Annotated in this window: 19 protein-coding genes; 11 read left to right on the forward strand and 8 right to left on the reverse strand. The window is 66.8% G+C overall.

Annotation, left to right across the window (positions count from 1 at the left end; translation table 11 throughout):
• Positions 1-2: 2 nt before the first annotated feature.
• From pcaH to ACSFBL_RS08390, 11 genes are all read left to right on the forward strand, one after another.
• On the forward strand, positions 3-746 hold the full coding sequence (gene pcaH, locus ACSFBL_RS08340) for a protocatechuate 3,4-dioxygenase subunit beta (RefSeq protein ID WP_435515269.1): 744 nt from the start codon (positions 3-5) through the stop codon (positions 744-746).
• Positions 743-1,363: a protocatechuate 3,4-dioxygenase subunit alpha gene (gene pcaG / locus ACSFBL_RS08345; protein ID WP_435515270.1), complete on the forward strand. Its 621-nt coding sequence runs from the start codon at positions 743-745 to the stop codon at positions 1,361-1,363. Before pcaH ends, pcaG begins: the two co-directional genes overlap by 4 nt.
• A gap of 23 nt (positions 1,364-1,386) precedes the next feature.
• Positions 1,387-1,926, forward strand: a complete 540-nt coding sequence (locus tag ACSFBL_RS08350) for a carboxymuconolactone decarboxylase family protein (protein WP_435515271.1) — start codon at positions 1,387-1,389, stop codon at positions 1,924-1,926.
• 5 nt (positions 1,927-1,931) lie between these two features.
• On the forward strand, positions 1,932-3,581 hold the full coding sequence (locus ACSFBL_RS08355; protein WP_435515272.1) for an acyl-CoA synthetase: 1,650 nt from the start codon (positions 1,932-1,934) through the stop codon (positions 3,579-3,581).
• Positions 3,582-3,600: 19 nt separating this feature from the next.
• Entirely contained in the window at positions 3,601-4,383 is a 783-nt protein-coding gene (locus ACSFBL_RS08360; protein ID WP_435515273.1) for an SDR family NAD(P)-dependent oxidoreductase, read from the forward strand.
• A gap of 21 nt (positions 4,384-4,404) precedes the next feature.
• Positions 4,405-5,418, forward strand: a complete 1,014-nt coding sequence (locus ACSFBL_RS08365; protein ID WP_435515274.1) for a poly(R)-hydroxyalkanoic acid synthase subunit PhaE — start codon at positions 4,405-4,407, stop codon at positions 5,416-5,418.
• Positions 5,415-6,533 (forward strand): class III poly(R)-hydroxyalkanoic acid synthase subunit PhaC, encoded by a 1,119-nt coding sequence (gene phaC, locus ACSFBL_RS08370; protein WP_435515275.1) that lies wholly within the window; start codon positions 5,415-5,417, stop codon positions 6,531-6,533. Before ACSFBL_RS08365 ends, phaC begins: the two co-directional genes overlap by 4 nt.
• Positions 6,534-7,736, forward strand: coding sequence for an acyl-CoA dehydrogenase family protein (locus ACSFBL_RS08375; RefSeq protein ID WP_435515276.1), 1,203 nt, complete (start codon positions 6,534-6,536; stop codon positions 7,734-7,736).
• A gap of 38 nt (positions 7,737-7,774) precedes the next feature.
• Complete coding sequence (locus tag ACSFBL_RS08380) at positions 7,775-8,764, forward strand: phosphotransferase family protein (protein ID WP_435515342.1); 990 nt, start codon at positions 7,775-7,777, stop codon at positions 8,762-8,764.
• A 117-nt stretch (positions 8,765-8,881) separates the two neighbouring features.
• Positions 8,882-9,844, forward strand: coding sequence for a hypothetical protein (locus ACSFBL_RS08385; RefSeq protein ID WP_435515277.1), 963 nt, complete (start codon positions 8,882-8,884; stop codon positions 9,842-9,844).
• Positions 9,845-9,875: 31 nt separating this feature from the next.
• Positions 9,876-10,292, forward strand: coding sequence for an MAPEG family protein (locus ACSFBL_RS08390; protein WP_435515278.1), 417 nt, complete (start codon positions 9,876-9,878; stop codon positions 10,290-10,292).
• Here ACSFBL_RS08390 and ACSFBL_RS08395 read toward each other — a convergent pair.
• From ACSFBL_RS08395 to ACSFBL_RS08430, 8 genes are all read right to left on the reverse strand, one after another.
• The gene (locus tag ACSFBL_RS08395) at positions 10,282-11,262 is read right to left on the reverse strand and encodes an AraC family transcriptional regulator (RefSeq protein WP_435515279.1); all 981 of its coding nucleotides are present in this window, start codon (positions 11,260-11,262) and stop codon (positions 10,282-10,284) included. The two genes, ACSFBL_RS08390 and ACSFBL_RS08395, sit on opposite strands and share 11 nt — an antisense overlap.
• Before the next feature lie 67 nt (positions 11,263-11,329).
• Positions 11,330-12,022 (reverse strand): HAD-IA family hydrolase, encoded by a 693-nt coding sequence (locus ACSFBL_RS08400; protein WP_435515280.1) that lies wholly within the window; start codon positions 12,020-12,022, stop codon positions 11,330-11,332.
• A complete protein-coding gene (locus tag ACSFBL_RS08405; RefSeq protein ID WP_435515281.1) occupies positions 12,019-12,903 on the reverse strand; it encodes a phosphoribulokinase in 885 nt (294 codons plus the stop codon). Before ACSFBL_RS08405 ends, ACSFBL_RS08400 begins: the two co-directional genes overlap by 4 nt.
• 23 nt (positions 12,904-12,926) lie before the next feature.
• Positions 12,927-14,021 carry a class 1 fructose-bisphosphatase gene (locus ACSFBL_RS08410; protein ID WP_435515282.1) on the reverse strand — a complete coding sequence of 365 codons (1,095 nt, stop codon included), beginning with the start codon at positions 14,019-14,021 and terminating at the stop codon, positions 12,927-12,929.
• Positions 14,022-14,050: 29 nt separating this feature from the next.
• Complete coding sequence (locus ACSFBL_RS08415) at positions 14,051-14,779, reverse strand: HAD-IA family hydrolase (protein ID WP_435515283.1); 729 nt, start codon at positions 14,777-14,779, stop codon at positions 14,051-14,053.
• Positions 14,776-15,726 carry a CbbX protein gene (cbbX, locus tag ACSFBL_RS08420; RefSeq protein WP_435515284.1) on the reverse strand — a complete coding sequence of 317 codons (951 nt, stop codon included), beginning with the start codon at positions 15,724-15,726 and terminating at the stop codon, positions 14,776-14,778. The genes ACSFBL_RS08415 and cbbX overlap by 4 nt, the downstream gene beginning before the upstream one ends.
• A gap of 21 nt (positions 15,727-15,747) precedes the next feature.
• Positions 15,748-16,188, reverse strand: a complete 441-nt coding sequence (locus tag ACSFBL_RS08425; protein WP_435515285.1) for a ribulose bisphosphate carboxylase small subunit — start codon at positions 16,186-16,188, stop codon at positions 15,748-15,750.
• Positions 16,189-16,201: 13 nt separating this feature from the next.
• Entirely contained in the window at positions 16,202-17,668 is a 1,467-nt protein-coding gene (locus ACSFBL_RS08430; RefSeq protein WP_435515286.1) for a form I ribulose bisphosphate carboxylase large subunit, read from the reverse strand.
• Between the last annotated feature and the right edge of the window lies 1 nt (position 17,669).

Raw genomic sequence — 17,669 nt, forward strand, 5'->3', positions numbered from 1 at the left:
CGATGTCGAGAGCACCCGTCGCAGGCGACGAATTCATGATGCGCGACACCACGTCGCACCCGGCGGCCTATGCGCCGGCCTACAAGACCAGCGTGCTGCGCAGCCCGCGCAACGCGTTGATCTCGCTGCAGCAGTCGCTGTCGGAAGTGACCGCGCCGGTGTTCCGCAGCGAGGAACTGGGCCCGCGGGACAACGACCTGATCATGAACGCCGCGAAGGACGGCATGCCGGTCGGCGAGCGCATCGTCGTTCACGGCTTCGTGCGCGACCAGTACGAACGCCCGGTGGCGAACGCGCTGGTGGAAGTCTGGCAGGCCAATGCCAGCGGCCGCTACCGGCACAAGAAGGACCAGTACATCGGCGCCCTCGATCCGAACTTCGGCGGCTGCGGCCGCATGCTGACCGACGCCAACGGGTACTACGCCTATCGCACGATCCGGCCGGGCCCCTACCCCTGGCGCAACCGCGTGAACGACTGGCGCCCGGCGCACATCCATTACGCGATCTCGGGCGACGGCTGGGTGCAGCGGCTGATCACGCAGATGTACTTCGAAGGCGATCCGCTCATTGCCACCTGCCCCATCCTGCGCATCGTTCCGAGCGAGGAGCAGATCCGCGGACTGATCGCGATGCAGGACACGAGCGCCTTCGTGCCGCTGGACAGCCGGGCCTACCGCTTCGACATCGTGCTGCGCGGGCGGCGGGCCACGCTCTTCGAGAACCTGGTTCAGGGAGAAGCGCAATGACGGACCTTCTTCGCGAGACGGCCTCCCAGACGGCGGGCCCCTATGTGCACATCGGGCTGGCACCGAACCAGGCCGGCTTCGACATCTTCGAGAACAACTTCGGCAACGTGCTGGTCACGCCGCAGACCCGGGGCGAGCGCATCCGCATCGAAGGAACGGTGTTCGACGGCTCGGGCACCGCGGTTCGCGACGTGCTGATCGAATGCTGGCAGGCCAACGCCGAAGGCAAGTACAACCATTCGGGCGACCGGCAGCCGGGCAAGTCGGTCGACCCGGCGTTTCGCGGCTGGGGCCGTGCGTGCAGCGATTTCGACACCGGCCTCTACAGCTTCGAGACCATCAAGCCCGGGGTCGTGTCAGGCCGGAAGGGCCGCCCGATGGCGCCGCACATCAACCTGTGGATCGTCGCGCGCGGCATCAACCTCGGGCTGAACACGCGCCTGTACTTCAGCGACGAGGCCGACGCCAATGCGAAAGACCCGGTACTCAACCTGATCGAGTGGGAAGTGCGCCGCAAGACCCTGATCGCACAGCGCGAGACGCGCGACGGCAAGGTGATCTACCGTTTCGACATCCGCCTGCAGGGCGATGGCGAGACGGTGTTCTTCGACATCTGAAACACCCCGAGGAGAGCACCACCATGCCCAACATCGAGTACTGCAATACCGACCACCCCGAAGTGGCGGAACTGGTCGGGACGATCCGCGCGCGCCGCTCCAGCGGCAAGCTGCTCAACCTCGACCGGATGCTGCTGCACAGCCCGCCTTTCGCCCGCGGCTGGAACGCGATGTTCGCGGCCATCCGCAACCAGTTGCAAGTGCCCCGCCACATCAACGAGCTGGCCATCTGCGCCGTCGCACGGCTCAACAACGCCGACTACGAGTGGATCCAGCATGCGCCGGAGTTCCTCGCGGCTGGCGGCAAGCAGGCCCAGCTCGATGCGCTGGATGACGTCACCGCCGCCTGCTACGACACCGAGTGCTTCGACGAGCACGAGCGCGCCGCCCTGCGCCTGACGCTCGACATGACGCGCCAGGTCGCCGTGCGCTGCGAGATCATCGAACGCGCGCGGCTCCTGTTCGGCGAGCGGCAGCTGGTCGAGCTGATGGGCACGATCGCGGGCTACAACATGGTGTCGCGCTTCCTGGTCGTACTCGGCATCGACGCCGCCGGGGAGTGAACGACGTGGCCGCCGATACGAAAGTCCGCGACGAAGAAGGCCTGCAGCGTCGCCAGGCCAACCATGTACCGCTCTCGCCGCTGAGCTTTCTGGAGCGGGCGGCGAAGGTCTATCCGGACAAGGTGGCGGTGGTTCACGACGATCGGCGCATCACCTACGCCGAGCTGTGCCGGCGCTGCAAGCGGCTGGCGTCGGCCCTGAGCCGGGCCGGTGTGGGCATCGGCGACACGGTCGCGATCATGGCGCCGAACGTGCCGGCGATGCTCGAAGCGCACTATGGGGTGCCGATGATCGGGGCGGTCCTGAACACCGTCAACACGCGCCTCGACGGACCGGCCATCGGCTTCGGACTGAAGCATGGGCGCGCCAAGCTGCTGATCGCCGACCGCGACCATGCCGAGGTCGTGCGCGCGGCGCTCAAGGAACTGGATGGCCCGCTGCTCGTGGTCGACATCGTCGACCCGACGGGCAAGAACGGCCATCCGGATTCGATGGCGGTCGGCAAGGTCGACTACGAAGCCTTCATCGCGGAAGGCGACGCCGAATTCGCGTGGGAGTTGCCGACCGACGAGTGGCAGTCGATCGCGCTCAACTACACCTCGGGCACGACCGGCGACCCCAAGGGCGTCGTCTACCACCATCGCGGCGCCTACCTGAACGCCATGGGCAACGCGCTCGCATTCGGCCTGACGCCGGACACCGCCTACCTGTGGACGCTGCAGATGTTCCACTGCAGCGGCTGGACCTATACGTGGGCCGTGACGCTGGTCGGCGGCACGCATGTCTGCCTTCGGCAGGTCGAGCCGGCGCGCATCTACGAGTTGATCGGAAGCGAGCGCGTGACCCACTTCTGCGCCGCGCCGATCGTGCTGAACATGATGATCCATTCGCCCGCGAAGCCTTCCGGCCGCTATGGCCACGTGGTCGAGGTCGCGACCGGCGGGGCCGCGCCGCCGAGCGCGGTGATCGAACAGATGGAGCAGCTGGGATTCAAGGTCACGCACCTCTACGGACTGACCGAGACCTACGGGCCCGCCACGCTGTGCGCCTGGCAGCACGACTGGGACGGCCTCGACCTTGGCGGACGCTCGGCCAAGATGGCGCGCCAGGGCGTGGCCATGCCGACGCAGCAGGAAGTGACGGTGCTCGATGCCGATACCGGCGAGCGCGTGCCGCCCGACGGCACGACGGTCGGCGAGATCGGGATTCGCGGCAACACCGTGATGAAGGGCTACCTGCGCAATCCGAACGGCACCGAGGAGGCCTTCAAGGGCGGCTGGTTCCGCTCGGGCGACTTGGCGGTGATGCATCCCGACGGCTACATCGAGATCAAGGACCGGCTCAAGGACGTGATCATCTCCGGCGGCGAGAACATCTCCTCGCTCGAAGTCGAGGAGGTGCTCTACCGCCATCCGAAGGTGATGGAAGCCGCGGTGGTCGCCCGGCCCGACGAGAAATGGGGCGAGACGCCCTGCGCCTTCGTCGCGCTCAAGCCCGACGCCGATGCCGCAACGGCCGAGGAGATCATCAAGTGGTGCCGCGCCAACCTCGCGACCTTCAAGTGCCCGAAGCACGTGGTGTTCGGCGAACTGCCGAAGACCTCGACCGGCAAGATCCAGAAGTTCCTGCTGCGCGAGCAGGCCAAGTCCCTCTGAGCCGGCCGGAGCAAACACCATGGCGGAACGTATCGAAAGCATGTTCAGGGTCGACGGCCGGCGCGCGCTGGTCACCGGTGCGTCCAGTGGCCTCGGGCGTCGCTTCGCCCACACCCTGGCGCTGGCAGGGGCCGAACTCATCGTGGTCGCGCGACGCGCCGACAAGCTCGGCGGACTGGTCGAGGAGATCGGCAGTCTCGGCGGCAAGTGCCTCGCCGTCAGTCTCGACGTAACCAGCGCGGCGAGCGTGAAGGCCTGCTTCGACGAGATCGAGCGTTCGGCCGGCGGGCCCGCCGATATCGTCGTCAACAACGCCGGCGTGACCGTCACCAAGCCGCTGCTGCAGCACACCGAGGAAGACTGGGACTCGGTCATCGGGACCAACCTGAAGGGCGGATGGATGGTCGCGCAGGAGGCGGCACGCCGGATGGTGGCCGCGAAGAAGGGCGGCAGCATCGTCAACATCGCCTCGATCCTCGGGGAGCGCGTGGCCGGCGGCGTGGCGCCCTATGCGGTGTCGAAGGCCGGGCTGGTGCAAGCGACCAAGGCGATGGCGCTCGAACTCGCGCGCTACGACATCCGGGTCAACGCGATTCTTCCGGGCTATGTCGTGACCGACCTGAACCGCGACTTCCTCGAAAGCGAGCCGGGCGAGAAGCTGCGCTCGCGCATCCCGACGCGCCGTTTCGGCCAGCTCGAGAACCTCGACGGCCCGCTGCTGCTGCTGGCGAGCGACGCCGGGCGGCACATGACCGGCTCGGTGCTGGCGGTCGACGGCGGGCACCTCGTGAGCTCGCTGTGAGCCGCAACCAAGGAACCCCCCATGGCCAGTGACAAGAACGAATTCGATGCGGCACAGGCTTCCGAGCCGCTCTATGCCTGGTGGCTCAATCTCATCCCCTCCCTCTTCGGCGCCGGCTCGTCGATGCCCTCGCCGCCCACCGACGATGCGGACCCGCTGCCGTTTCCGCTGCCTCAGGTTTCGCAGGCGCTGACGATGATGCAGCAGTTGCTGGGACCGATGTACCAGGGCTATTTCCAGTCGCTGCTCACGCACCCGAAGCCCGAAGAGGCCTTCGTCGCCTTCCAGGACTTGCTGCAGGGGCAATTGCAGAAGCTCGCCGAAGGGCTGGCCGGTACCGGTCAGGCGTTGTCGGCGGGCAGCGCGTCCGCCACCGGCTGGAACCTGCTAGGCCAGCCCATGGCGATGTTCGGACAGGCGATGCAGCCGATGTCGGTCAACCTCGAACGGGCCTATGGCGGCCTGGCCGACGCCTTCGGCCTCGCCCCCTCGCGCGAACTGCAGGGCGCCGCGCGCGGCATGGCGTCGGCGGCGCTGGCCAAGAAGCAGGCGCAGTCGGAATACCTGAGCCTGATCGTCGCGGCGCTGGCCAAGGGCAGCGAGGGATTGATGGCGCGCCTGGCGGAGATGGGCAAGACAGGAGAAAGCGTCGACTCCCTGCTGGGCCTGGTGCGACTCTGGAGCCGCTCGGCCGACGAGGCCATGCACGCGGCCATGCAGTCGCCGAAGGCACTGGAGTCGGCAGCAAAGCTGGTGCGTGCCTCGGCGCAATCGCGCCAGCAGCAGCAGCGCATCGTCGCCATCGCGAGCGAGGCGCTCAATGTGCCGACGCGTGCCGAGGTCGATGACGCGTACCGCGAGATCCATGAACTCAAGCGCGAGATGCGTCGCTTGCGCAAAGCCATCGGCGTTTCGGCGGCGGACGTGCTGCCGGAAGCGGCCTCGTCACCCCGGATCGCGCCTGCGTCACCACGCGCCGTGAAGCGCGCACCCGCCGCAAAGCGCAAGACCAGCCCGAAAGCCACCGCATCATGAACGACGCCACCGCAGCCCTGCCGATCCGCATCACGCCCGAGTCGCTCCTGCGCGAAATGCAGCAGGTGGGCGAAAAGCTCACGCGCGGCAGCCAGCGCCTCTCGGCCTACACCGAAGAGCAACTGGCCATCGCCACCACGCCCAAGGACGAAGTCTGGCGCCAGGACATGGTGCGCCTCTACCGCTATAGGCCGACCGTGGAGAAGCCGGCGCGCGTGCCGGTGCTGCTGGCCTACGCGCTGGTCGGGCGCTACCAGATGATCGACCTGGAGCCCGATCGCTCTTTCGTGCGCAAGCTGCTGGCCGAAGGGATGGACGTGTATGTCATCGACTGGGGTCTCCCGACGCGCGCCCAGCGCTGGCTCACGATCGACGACTACGTGTCGGGCTATCTCGACGACTGCGTCGACCTGATCCGCGAGCGCCATGGCGTCGACAAGATCAACCTGCTCGGCGTCTGCCAGGGCGGCGTGTTCGCCACCTGCTATGCGGCGCTGTTCCCGCAGAAGATCCGGAACCTGGTGCTCACGGTGACGCCGCTCGACTTCCACGGCGACAAGGACCATCCGGAAGCGGGCGCCGGCTACATGAATCTGTGGGCCCGCTCGATGACGCCCGAGGACATCGACCTGATGGTCGACACCATGGGCACCGCACCGGGCGCGATGGTGGGCTTCTCGTTCCTGATGATGAATCCCGTGGGCAACGTCACCAAGTACACCACCGAGCTGGTGGACATGCTCGACGACGAAGCGAAGATGCTCGGCTTCCTGCACATGGAGCGCTGGATCGCCGACCGGCCCGGGCATCCCGGCGAAGTCATGCGCCAATGGTTCAAGGATCTCTACCAGGCCAACAAGCTGGTGAAGAGCGAGTTGGTGCTCGGCAACCGCCGGGTCGATCTCGACCAGATCCGGATGCCGGTGCTGAACGTGTATGCGACGGGGGACGTGATCATCCCGGTGTCCTGCTCGCAGGGCATGGAGGACCGGTTCGGCACCGACGACTACAGCGAGCTGTCGGTGCCCGGCGGACACATCGGGACCTTCGTCGGCGGCAAGGCGCAGAAGGTGCTCGCGCCTTCCATCGCCAAGTGGTTCAGGGAGCGCAACTAGATGGATCCTTCCAGCAGCAGCCTTGCGCCGAGCGAGAGAAGCCAGCGCATCGCCGAGCGCGTCGAGGCCTTCGTACGCAATGTCGTGATCCCGTACGAGCGCGACCCGCGCCGCACCTGCCATGGTCCGGACGAGGACCTCGTGCGGGAACTGCGGGCGAAGGCGCGCGCGGCCGGTGTGCTCACGCCGCACATCCTGGCCGACGGCGGCCATCTGTCCCAGTTGGAGACCGCGCTGGTGCTCAAGCGCAGCGGGCTCTCGCCGCTGGGTCCGGTCGCGGTGAACACGGCTGCGCCCGACGAAGGCAACATGTACCTGCTCGGCAAGATCGGCACGCCGGCGCAGAAGGAGCGCTTCCTCGCGCCGCTGGTGCGCGGCGAGGCGCGTTCGGCCTTCTTCATGACCGAGCCTGCGGAGGAAGGCGGTGCGGGTTCCGATCCCTCGATGCTGCAGACCGTTGCCAGGCGCCAGGGCGGCAAATGGCGCATCGATGGTCGCAAGGCCTTCATCACCGGTGCCGAGGGCGCCTCGGTAGGCATCGTCATGGCGCGCACCGGCAGTACCGACACCGTCCGCGCCACGATGTTCCTCGTCGACCTGCCGCATCCCTCGATTCGCATCGAGCGGGTGCTGGACACGATCGACAGCTCGATGCCGGGCGGCCACGCGATCGTGAACATCGAGGGCCTGGAGGTCGATGACGACCAGGTGCTGGGCGAAGTGGACGAAGGCTTCCGCTACGCGCAGATTCGGTTGTCGCCCGCGCGCCTGTCGCACTGCATGCGCTGGCACGGCGCGGCCACCCGCGCACAGGAGATCGCCACCGCCTACGCCACGCGGCGCAAGGCCTTCGGCAAGCTGCTGATCGACCACGAAGGCGTGGGCTTCATGCTGGCCGACAACCTCATCGACCTGAAGCAGGCGGAACTCATGATCGACTGGTGCGCCTCGGTGCTGGATACAGGTTCGCTAGGCACGAGCGAAAGCTCGATGGCCAAGGTCGCGGTCGCCGATGCGCTGTTCAGGGTGGCCGACCGCTGCGTCCAGGTCATGGGCGGCAGCGGCGTGACGCAGGACACGATCGTCGAGCAGGTGTTCCGGGAGGTGCGCGCCTTCCGCATCTACGACGGACCCACCGAGGTCCACAAGTGGTCCCTCGCCAAGAAGATCAAGCGCGATGCCCTGGGCGGGGGCAAGGCGTGAGCGGCGGCGACTGGGACGAGGAGCGCCTCGGCGACTGGATGAAGGCCCATGTGCCCGGCTTTGCCGGACCGATCCAGGCCGAGCGTTTCGCCGGCGGGCAGTCCAACCCCACCTACCAGCTCAAGACGCCCGGGCGCTCGTACGTCCTGCGCCGCAAGCCGTCGGGCGTGCTGCTGAAAGGCGCGCATGCGGTCGAGCGCGAGGCGCGCGTCATCGGCGCGCTGCACCAGGTCGGGTTTCCGGTGCCGGAACTCCATGGCCTCTGCGTGGACGACGCGGTCATCGGCAGCTGGTTCTACGTGATGGAGATGGTGCAGGGCCGGATCTTCTGGGACTCCGCCTTCTCGGTGCTACCTGCCGCCGAGCGCGCGCCCTACTTCGACGCGATGAACGCGACGCTGGCGCGCCTGCACCAGGTCGACTTCCGTGCGATCGGGCTGGAAGACTACGGCCGCATCGGCGGCTACGTGGAACGCCAGGTGCGCCGCTGGTCGAAGCAGTACGAGGAGGACGAGGCCGCGGGCCGGAACGTCCACATGGACCGACTTGTCGAATGGCTTGCGCAGAACGTGCCCGACGACGACGAGACGTCGATCGTGCATGGCGACTACCGCGTCGACAACCTCATCTACCACCCGACCGAGCCGAGGATCGTCGCGGTGCTGGACTGGGAGCTGTCCACGCTGGGCCATCCGCTGGCCGACTTCGCCTACCACGCGATGATGTTCCGCATGCCGCCCGAGATCATCGGGGGCATCCTGGGCGTGGACCTCGCCGCCGCCGGTCTGCCGGACGAGGCGGCCTACGTCGCGGCCTATTGCCGGCGCACCGGCCGGGCGGGCCTGCCCACGCTCGACTTCTACGTGGCGTTCAACATGTTCCGCTTCGCGGCGATCCTGCACGGCATTCGCGGGCGCGTCATTCGCGGGACGGCGGCCAGCGCGGAGGCGACGGCGCTTTCGTCGCACTTCGAGCGCGTGGCCGAACTTGCGTGGGAGCAGGCCACGAAGGCCGCGCCGGTGGCCTGACCGGGCAGGTCGGCACGCCCGGATGACCGGGCAAGTTTTGCGGACGCGCGGCCCGACTCGATTCGCCTCGCGCTTCGATCATGACCACTCCTTCAACGCACATTGAAAGAGGCCATCATGCAAAGCGCTCACTCCGCGACCTCCTACTCGAAGGTCATCGCGAACTCGAAACGCATCCGCTGGGACATCGACGAGGACGTCATCCGTCGCCGGCGATTCGATCTGGAGAAGACCTTCCTTCCGGCCGGCCTGTCACTGGTGGACGAGCTGGACTTCCTGACGTCCGATGACCGGCGCCTTCTCAGCCAGGTGCAGGGTCGAAGCTACGCGAGCATCTTCGGACTGGTGGAGCGATTCATCGGCGCCAAGGTGCTCGAGGTCAGCCGCCAGCACGCGCTCGGCGACCAGGTCGCCCTGGAGGCACTGGTCCGCATGGCCGACGAGGAACTGAAGCACCAGGAGCTGTTCCGGCGCATGGAATCGATGATGGACGCGGACATGCCGTCGGGATACATGGTCATGGCCGATCCCAATGCCGTCGCGACCGCCGTGCTGAGCAAGAGCAACTGGTCGGTACTTGCGCTGACGCTGGACATCGAGCTCTTCACGCTGGCCCACTACCGCGCCAGCATCGGGCCGCGGGACGACCTGTGCGCGCTGTGGAAGGACGTCTTCCTGGCCCACTGGAAGGAGGAATCGCAGCACGCGGTGCTCGACGAGCTGGAGTTCCTTCGCGAGGATGCACGCCTGAGCGCCGCCGAGCGCGACGCGGCCGTCGGTGACCTGATCGACCTCGTCGTGGCGGTCGACGGCATCCTCCAGGCCCAGGCAAAGGCGGACGCGACCTACTTCGCGTCGATCGCGGGCGGGCGCTTCGACGATGCGCAGCGTTCCGACATCGGCGCGGGGATCCTGAAGGCGTATCGCTGGCAGTACATCGTGTCGGGTGTGATGGAGCCGCGCTTCCAGAAGATTCTCTTCGGCGTGCTCGACGCCAGGCAAACGGCACGGGTGACGGATGCGCTCCAGCCGCTGATGTATGCCGTGCCGGCACCATCGTTCATGGTGCCTCGCCACTAGGTCAAGCCGGTGCCCATGACAGGAGAACGAGATGCTTCCGGAACTGATGCTGATGGGCTTCGCCGCCTGGACCCTGGTTCTCCTGCTCACCACCGTGGGCGCTTACCGGCTGAGCCGTGTCTTCAGTGGTCGGGCGGGAATGGGCGAATTCCCGGCCGACCATGTCGAAGGACAGGACTGGTACAAGCGCGCCATGCGGGCACACGCCAACTGCGTCGAGAACCTGCCGGTCTTCGCGGTGCTGGTGTTCGCATTGCGCGTGTTCGGCATCGCCGACCCCTTGGTGGACGCGCTGTGCGTCGTCATCCTGGCGGCGCGGATCCCGCAGTCGCTGGTCCATGTCTGCCTTGCGCAGACTGATCGCGTCGTGTCGGTGCGCTTCACGTTGTTCTTCGTGCAGTTCCTCGGCTTCTTCGGACTGATCGCTCTCATCGTCGTCAGTCTTTGAATTCGGGCGGACTGCGAAGACTGTGCTCGCGACGCCAGGATGTCGGGGGCATGCCGAACTCGCGCCTGAAGGCACGGCTGAAGGCAGCGTCGGTTTCGTAGCCGACTTCCAGCGCGATATGCATCATGCTCAACGCGCTGCGCCGCAGCAGGTTGGATGCGAGTGCCATGCGCCACTTGCCGAGATACTGGATGGGCGGCTGCCCGACGTAGTGGGCGAATTTCTCGGCGAGAACCGAACGCGATGTGCCGGCCTCGCGCGCAAGGCTTTCCAGCGTCCACGGATTCGCCGGCTTCTCGTGCATGAGGGCGAGACATCTGCCGACGGCGCGATCGCGCAAGCCTGCGAGCCAGCCGGTCTGGCCATCGGGCATCTGGGAGATGTAGCGGCGCAATGTCTCGACGACCAGCACCTCGGACAACTTGGCCAGCACGCCTTCGCCGCCGGGTTGCGTGGCAGCCGCCTCCGCCACCGCGTAGACGAAGGAACGCTCTATCCAATCGGTCTTTTCGTCCCTCCGGAGGCTGACCGTCAACACCCGGGGCAGCGCCGCCAGGACCGGCCGGCACAGGATGGGATCGCATGACAGATAGCCGCAGATGAACCGGGTCGGCTCGCCGCCGCCACCCAGTTGGAGTTCTTCGGGCCGCTCGCGCATCAGCGTGCGCGCATCGAGCAGCGGCCCGGGCACGTCCGCCCCGGACGAGGACATCGTGTGGGCATCGCCGTGCGGGAACAGGATGATGTCACCGGCTTGCAGGCACAGCGGTGGCATGCCGGCGAGCTTCACGGTGCACGAGCCATCGATGAAGAAATGATAGAAAAGCAGGCGCTCCGATCCGGCGTTGAACTGCCCGGCAGCAGCCTCTGCTTCGGGGGTCTCGATACACCATGGTGCGGTGAATCTCGCGTTGAAGAACACCGCGCTGTTCAGTTGCAGGACCTTCAGGACCTCCGACAAGGCATCCATATGCGACTCCGCCTCCGCAGGATCGTCGCATTTGATCACTTTTCAGCGCATCGGCCTTCCTCCAGCACTACCGGCTGGCGAGTACGAAGTCCGCGACCTGCATCAACCCGGGAAAGACGCGCTGTGGTTGCGCGTCGATGATCGGCACGCCCGCGTTGTAGCCGTAGGGCACTGCCCACGCGGCCACGCCCGCGTTGCGCGCCGCGTCCATGTCGGTGCGCGAGTCGCCCACATGAGCAGCGCGCCGCGCGTCGCCGTTGAATCTGTCGACCACGTGGCGCAGCACGCTGGCATGGGGCTTCTTGTGCGGCAGTGAGTCGCCGCCGACAACGAGGCCGAACAGGCTTTCGAGCCGTGTGGCCTCGAGCACGCGGCGCGCGTGGCGCAGTTCCTTGTTGCTCACGCAGGCGAGGCGGACACCGGCTTCGCCAAGCCGTGTCAGCGTCTCGTGCGCGCCGGCGTAGGGTGTGCACAGGCTGCCGATCGTGGCGTTCAGTTCGTGTTCGAAGCTTTCGAGCACGTCATCGACACGCACCGTTTCCGACAGCGCCGGTTGCTCGACGAAGAGCCGTGCGACCAGCTTGAGCATCAGTTGCCGGGCGCCGTCGCCGATGAGGTGCGTGATCTCCGCTGTCGGGCGGCGCGTGATGCCGTAGGCACCGAGCGTGAGGTTCACCGCCTCTGCGATCTCGGCGGCGGTATCGACCAGCGTGCCGTCGAGGTCGAAGCTGACGATGTCGTAGCCCATGTCGCGGTTCACAGCGCGCTCAGTGCCGCCTTGCGGCGCTCAATCATTCGCCAGATGAAGGGCGTGAAGATCAGCTGCATCGCCAGCTCCATCTTTCCACCCGGCACCACGATCGTGTTGGCGCGCGACATCCACGAGTTGTTGATCATGTTGAGCAGGTACTGGAAGTCGATGCCCTTCGGATTCGCGAAGCGGATGACGACCATGCTCTCGTCGGCCGATGGGATGTCGCGGGCGATGAAGGGATTCGAGGTGTCCACCACGGGCACGCGCTGGAAGTTCACGTGCGTGTGCCTGAACTGCGGGCAGATGTAGTTCACGTAGTCGGGCATGCGGCGCAGGATCGTGTCGGTCACGGCTTCGGTGCTGTAGCCGCGTTGTGTCTTGTCGCGATAGAGCTTCTGGATCCACTCCAGGTTGATCACCGGCACTACGCCGATCAGCAGGTCGGGATGCCGGGCAACGTTGACCTCCGGCGTCACGACGGCCCCATGAAGGCCTTCGTAGAACAGCAGGTCAGTGCCCTGGGGCAAGTCTTCCCAGGCCGTGAAGGTGCCCGGCTCCTGTTCGTAGGGCGCGGCCTCCTCGGCATCGTGCAGGTACTTGCGATGGCGGCCGACGCCGGTGTTCGCATAGTCGCGAAAGAGCGCTTCCAGCTCCGGGAACAGGTTGTTCTCCGCGCCGAAGTGGCTGAAGTTCATGTTGCCATCGCGCTCGGCCTCTGCCTGCCGCAGCTTCATTTCCTTTCGGTCGAAGCGATGGAAGCTATCGCCCTCGATGACGGCCGCCTTGACGCGCTCGCGCCGGAAGATGTTCTGGAACGTCCGCGTGACCGACGTGGTCCCGGCGCCGGAGGAACCGGTGACCGAGATGATGGGATGGCGTTCGGACATGGCATGACCTCAAAGGGGGAATCTCATTCGCGGAAGAGGCTCTGCCGGGCGAACAGCGGGCTGCCCGGTTCGCCGCCCGCAGGCTCGGTGTGATAGCGCTCGATGCGCTCGACCTCAATCCGCGAGCCGAACACCAGGCCGATGCGCTGGTGCAGCGAGGTCGGCTGCACGCCCAGCACGGGCTGGCGGCCAGTGCTCGCGCGGCCGCCCGCCTGCTCCACGATGAATCCGATGGGGTTGGCCTCGTACAGCAGGCGAAGGCGCCCCAGCCTGGCCGGATCCTTCGAATCGCGCGGGTACAGGAAGACGCCGCCGCGCATCAGGATCCGATGCACCTCGGCCACCATCGAGGCGATCCAGCGCATGTTGAAATCCTTGCAGCGAGCGCCGGTCCTGCCGGCCAGGCATTCGTCGACGTAGCGCTTCACCGGCGCCTCCCAGAAGCGGCTGTTGGATGCGTTGATCGCGAACTCCTGCGTATCGACCGGTATCCGGATGTGCGGATGGGTCAGCATGAATTCGCCGAGGTTCGGGTCGAGCGTGAAGCCGACCACGCCGTTGCCGACAGACAGCACCAGCATCGTCGTCGGCCCGTAGAGCGCATAGCCCGCGGCCACCTGCACCGCACCCGGCTGAAGGAAGTCGGCCTCGGTCACATCGCGACCGCTGTCGACCACCTCCTGCGGCGCGCGCAGCACGCTGAACACGCTGCCGACCGAGACGTTGACCTCGATGTTGCTCGACCCATCGAGCGGATCGAACACCAGCAGGTACTTGCCGCGCGGATGCTGCGGCGGGATCTGGTAGGGCTGTTCCATTTCCTCGGACGCCATGCCGGCGCAGTGGCCGCCCCATTCGTTCATGCGAGTGAAGATCTCGTTGCTGACGACGTCGAGCGGCTTCTGGGTTTCGCCCTGCACGTTGAGCTTGCCGCCGATGTCGCCGCCCTGCCCGTCCGCTGCGCTGCCGAGTTCGCCGAAAGCCACTGCGCGTGCGATCGCCTTGGCCGCGAGCGCAACGTCCAGGATCAGTGCGTTGAAGTCCCCGCTGGCGCCGGGGAAGCGTCGACGCTGTTCGATCAGGTACTGCGTGAGGGTCGATCGATGGGACAAGGGCATGGCTGACTTTCCGAGGCGTGGATCCGGGTTCAGTGCCGCGCGCTGGCGTGCCAGTCGCTCAGCTCGGCCACCGTCGTGCCTTGCAGACCGGGAAGGACGCGCAACGCGCCCGCGAAGTCCTGATGCGCGGTGAAGGCGTTGGGGGTCACGAGGGTCGGCAGGCCGGCGCCGATGGCCGACCGAAGCCCGTTGGCCGAGTCCTCGAAGGCCATGCACTGCGCGGCGGGCAGTTGCAGTCGGTGCAGCGTCTGCAGGTAGACCTGGGGATGCGGCTTCTTGCGGGGCGCGGTGGAGGCATCCTCGATGACCTGGAAGGTGCTGGCCCAGTCGGGCCCCAACGCCGATCGCAGCACGACCGCGATGTTGACCGGCGAGGTGGTGGTCGCGATGGCGAGGCGCAGTCCTGCATCGGACGCCGCCCCGATCAGGTTCAGCACACCGGGCCGCAGCTGCACGGCGCCTTCGTGCACCTTGCGCAGGTAGGACGCGGTCTTCAGGTCGTGGATGCGCTGCACCGTGTCGGCCAGGGCACCGGCGTCGATGACCTTGACGTCGCCGCGCACCTGCTCCCAGTAATGCAGGATGCGCTCCTTGCCGCCGGACACTTCCAGCAGGCGCGTGTAGAGCGGCTCGTCCCAATGCCAGTCGAATCCGGCCTCCGCGAAGGCTTCGTTGAATGCGGCGCGGTGGGCGCTTTCGGTGTCGGCCAGCGTGCCGTCGAAGTCGAAGACGAGGGCGCGCAACGGTTCGGGCTTCACTGCGCATCCTTTCCGGCGTTGGTGAACACGCGGCTGGCGAGGATGTCGCCGGCGGCGATGGTGCTGAGTTCGTCCGCCCCGAGCACGCGCTCGCGGTCGGCGTACAGCCGGCTGGCCTGGCGCAGCCGCGCCCGGTCGAGCGCGTTGCGCACGCTGCGCGCGTTGGCGAAATGCGGCTGGGCGATGCGCAGGCGCAGGTAGTCGTCGAAGGCCTGGCGCGCCTCGCCGCCGAAGCGGTACTGCGTGGCCGACATCATGCGGTCGGCAATCTGCAGCAGCTCGGGCGTGGCGTAGTCCGGGAAGTCGAGGTGGTGCGCGATGCGCGAGCTCATGCCGGGGTTGGACTGGAAGAAGGTGTCCATGCGGTTCTTGTAGCCGGCGAGGATCACCACCAGGTCGTCGCGCTGGTTCTCCATCACCTGCAGCAGGATCTCGATCGCCTCCTGGCCGTAGTCGCGCTCGTTCTCGGGGCGGTAGAGGTAGTACGCCTCGTCGATGAAGAGCACGCCGCCCATCGCCTTCTTCAGCACCTCGCGGGTCTTGGGCGCGGTGTGGCCGATGTACTGGCCCACCAGGTCGTCCCGCGTCACGCTGACCACGTGGCCCTTGCGCACATAGCCCAGCCGGTGAAGGATCTGCGCCATCCGTAGCGCCACGGTCGTCTTGCCGGTGCCGGGATTGCCGGTGAAGCACATGTGCAGCGAAGGCGCCTGCGCGGCCAGCCCGTGCTGGGCGCGGAGCTTGTCGATGACCAGCAGCGCGGCGATGTCGCGGATGCGGCTCTTCACCGGCACCAGCCCGACCAGGTCGTGGTCGAGTTCGTCGATGACCGTCTCGACCTGACTTTGCGCCAGCACCTCGGCCACCGTGCGCGCAACAGCCTGTGGCGGCTCATCCGGCGCGACGACGGCCGGAGCGCCGGGGATCGAGTACAGAGGTGCGGTCATGATTTGCCCGCGCGCTGTCGCTCATGCGCCGAAGCGCTCGCCTTCGGGCTTGTCGGTCGCGTAGCTGCGCACCGTGTAGCGCATCGTGCGGCCATGAGACTCCTGCCGCACGATGCTGAAGCCGGCCTCGGCGGCGGGCCGGTTGACGATGAAGCTCATCGTGATGGTCTCGACGCCGCGCGTGGAGTCGAACGCCATCAGCCGGATGTAGTGATGCGGGAAGGTCTTGCGGCATGCCTTCAGTTCGAGCATCACGCCCGCAGCGTCCTGCAGATCGAACATCGGCATGCCGTACATCTCCCAGTACGTGTTGCGCGGATGCGGGTCGTCGGTGTATTCGACGCTCCAGGCATAGCCCTTCCCGAGGCCGTAGTCGATCTGCAGCGCGATCTCGGCGTCGGTGAGGTCGGGCAGGAAGCTGAACTGGCCCTGGGTGATGCGGCCGGTCGGGTTGGTCATCATGGTGCGGATCCCTTCAGGCCACGGAGGCGGTGGTGGCGAAATCGCTGGTGTCGGTGGATGCGTAGTTGAAGGACACGTCCTTCCAGATGTCGAGCGCCTGCTTCAGCGGCGTGCAGTGCCTCGCAGCGGCCTGCAGGATTTCGGGCCCCTCGTTGCGGATGTCCCGGCCTTCGTTGCGCGCCTTGACGATCACTTCGAGTGCCACGCGGTTGGCGACCGCACCGGCCTGGATGCCCGCCGGATGGCCGATCGTTCCGCCGCCGAACTGCAGGATCACGTCGTCGCCGAAGAGGTCGATCAGCTGGTGCATCTGGCCGGCATGGATGCCGCCCGAGGCGACCGGCATCACCTTGCGCAGGTCCGCCCAGTCCTGGTCGTAGAACAGGCCGCGCGGCAGGTCCTTTTTCGTGAAGCTGTCCCGGCAGACGTTGTAGTAGCCCTGCACCGTCATCGGGTCGCCTTCGAGCTTGCCGACCGCCGTGCCGGTGTGCATGTGGTCGACGCCGGCCAGGCGCAGCCACTTGGCGATCACGCGGAAGCTCACGCCGTGGTTCTTCTGCCGCGTGTAGGTGCCATGACCGGCACGGTGCAGGTGCACGACCATGTCGTTGCGGCGCGCCCAGTTGCCCATGCTCTGAATGGCCGACCATCCGATCACCAGGTCGATCATGACCACCACCGAGCCCAGCTCCTTGGCGAACTCCGCCCGCTCGTAGATGTCTTCCATGGTCGCGCCGGTGACGTTCAGGTAGCTGCCCTTGACCTCGCCGGTCGCCGCGCTGGCCTTGTTGACGCCGTCCATCACGTACAGGAAGCGGTCACGCCAGTGCATGAAGGGCTGCGAATTGATGTTCTCGTCGTCCTTCATGAAGTCGAGCCCGCCCTTGAGCCCTTCGTAGATCACGCGACCGTAGTTGCGGGACGACAGGCCCAGCTTGGGCTTGGTGGTGGCGCCGAGCAGCGGACGGCCGAACTTGTCGAGCCGCTCGCGCTCGACCACCAGGCCGGTCGGCGGGCCTTTGAAAGTCTTCACGTAGGCCACCGGGACGCGGATGTCCTCCAGCCGTGCCGCCTTAAGGGGCTTGAACGAGAAAACGTTGCCGATCAGGCTCGCCGTCATGTTGGCGATCGAGCCTTCCTCGAACAGGATGAGGTCGTAGGCGATCCAGGCGAAGTACTGGCCGGGTTGGCCTGGCACCGGATCCACCTTGTAGGCCTTGGCGCGGTAGCTATCGCAGGCGGTCAGGCGGTCGGTCCAGACCACGGTCCAGGTGGCGGTGCTCGATTCGCCGGCCACCGCGGCGGCGGCTTCGACGGGGTCGACGCCCTCCTGCGGCGTGATGCGGAACAGGCAGAGGACGTCGGTGTCCTTGGGTTGGTAGTCCGGGTTCCAGTACCCCATCTGCCGGTACTTCAGGACGCCGGCGCTGTAGCGCTTCTTCGCGTCGGTGATGACGCCTTGTTCGACGGGTGCGTTCACG

The sequence above is a fragment of the Variovorax glacialis genome, assembly GCF_051216375.1.
GTDB lineage: Bacteria > Pseudomonadota > Gammaproteobacteria > Burkholderiales > Burkholderiaceae_C > Variovorax.

What these genes read in the sequence shown, in the direction of transcription:
- pcaH (WP_435515269.1), top strand. Translation starts at nt 3, where the DNA reads ATGTCGAGAGCACCCGTCGCAGGCGACGAATTCATGATGCGCGACACC.
- phaC (WP_435515275.1), top strand. Translation starts at nt 5,415, where the DNA reads ATGAACGACGCCACCGCAGCCCTGCCGATCCGCATCACGCCCGAGTCG.
- ACSFBL_RS08390 (WP_435515278.1), top strand. Translation starts at nt 9,876, where the DNA reads ATGCTTCCGGAACTGATGCTGATGGGCTTCGCCGCCTGGACCCTGGTT.
- cbbX (WP_435515284.1), bottom strand. Translation starts at nt 15,726, where the DNA reads ATGACCGCACCTCTGTACTCGATCCCCGGCGCTCCGGCCGTCGTCGCG.
- ACSFBL_RS08375 (WP_435515276.1), top strand. Translation starts at nt 6,534, where the DNA reads ATGGATCCTTCCAGCAGCAGCCTTGCGCCGAGCGAGAGAAGCCAGCGC.
- ACSFBL_RS08360 (WP_435515273.1), top strand. Translation starts at nt 3,601, where the DNA reads ATGGCGGAACGTATCGAAAGCATGTTCAGGGTCGACGGCCGGCGCGCG.
- ACSFBL_RS08350 (WP_435515271.1), top strand. Translation starts at nt 1,387, where the DNA reads ATGCCCAACATCGAGTACTGCAATACCGACCACCCCGAAGTGGCGGAA.
- ACSFBL_RS08410 (WP_435515282.1), bottom strand. Translation starts at nt 14,021, where the DNA reads ATGCCCTTGTCCCATCGATCGACCCTCACGCAGTACCTGATCGAACAG.
- ACSFBL_RS08425 (WP_435515285.1), bottom strand. Translation starts at nt 16,188, where the DNA reads ATGATGACCAACCCGACCGGCCGCATCACCCAGGGCCAGTTCAGCTTC.
- ACSFBL_RS08395 (WP_435515279.1), bottom strand. Translation starts at nt 11,262, where the DNA reads ATGGATGCCTTGTCGGAGGTCCTGAAGGTCCTGCAACTGAACAGCGCG.
- pcaG (WP_435515270.1), top strand. Translation starts at nt 743, where the DNA reads ATGACGGACCTTCTTCGCGAGACGGCCTCCCAGACGGCGGGCCCCTAT.
- ACSFBL_RS08405 (WP_435515281.1), bottom strand. Translation starts at nt 12,903, where the DNA reads ATGTCCGAACGCCATCCCATCATCTCGGTCACCGGTTCCTCCGGCGCC.
- ACSFBL_RS08365 (WP_435515274.1), top strand. Translation starts at nt 4,405, where the DNA reads ATGGCCAGTGACAAGAACGAATTCGATGCGGCACAGGCTTCCGAGCCG.
- ACSFBL_RS08380 (WP_435515342.1), top strand. Translation starts at nt 7,775, where the DNA reads ATGAAGGCCCATGTGCCCGGCTTTGCCGGACCGATCCAGGCCGAGCGT.
- ACSFBL_RS08385 (WP_435515277.1), top strand. Translation starts at nt 8,882, where the DNA reads ATGCAAAGCGCTCACTCCGCGACCTCCTACTCGAAGGTCATCGCGAAC.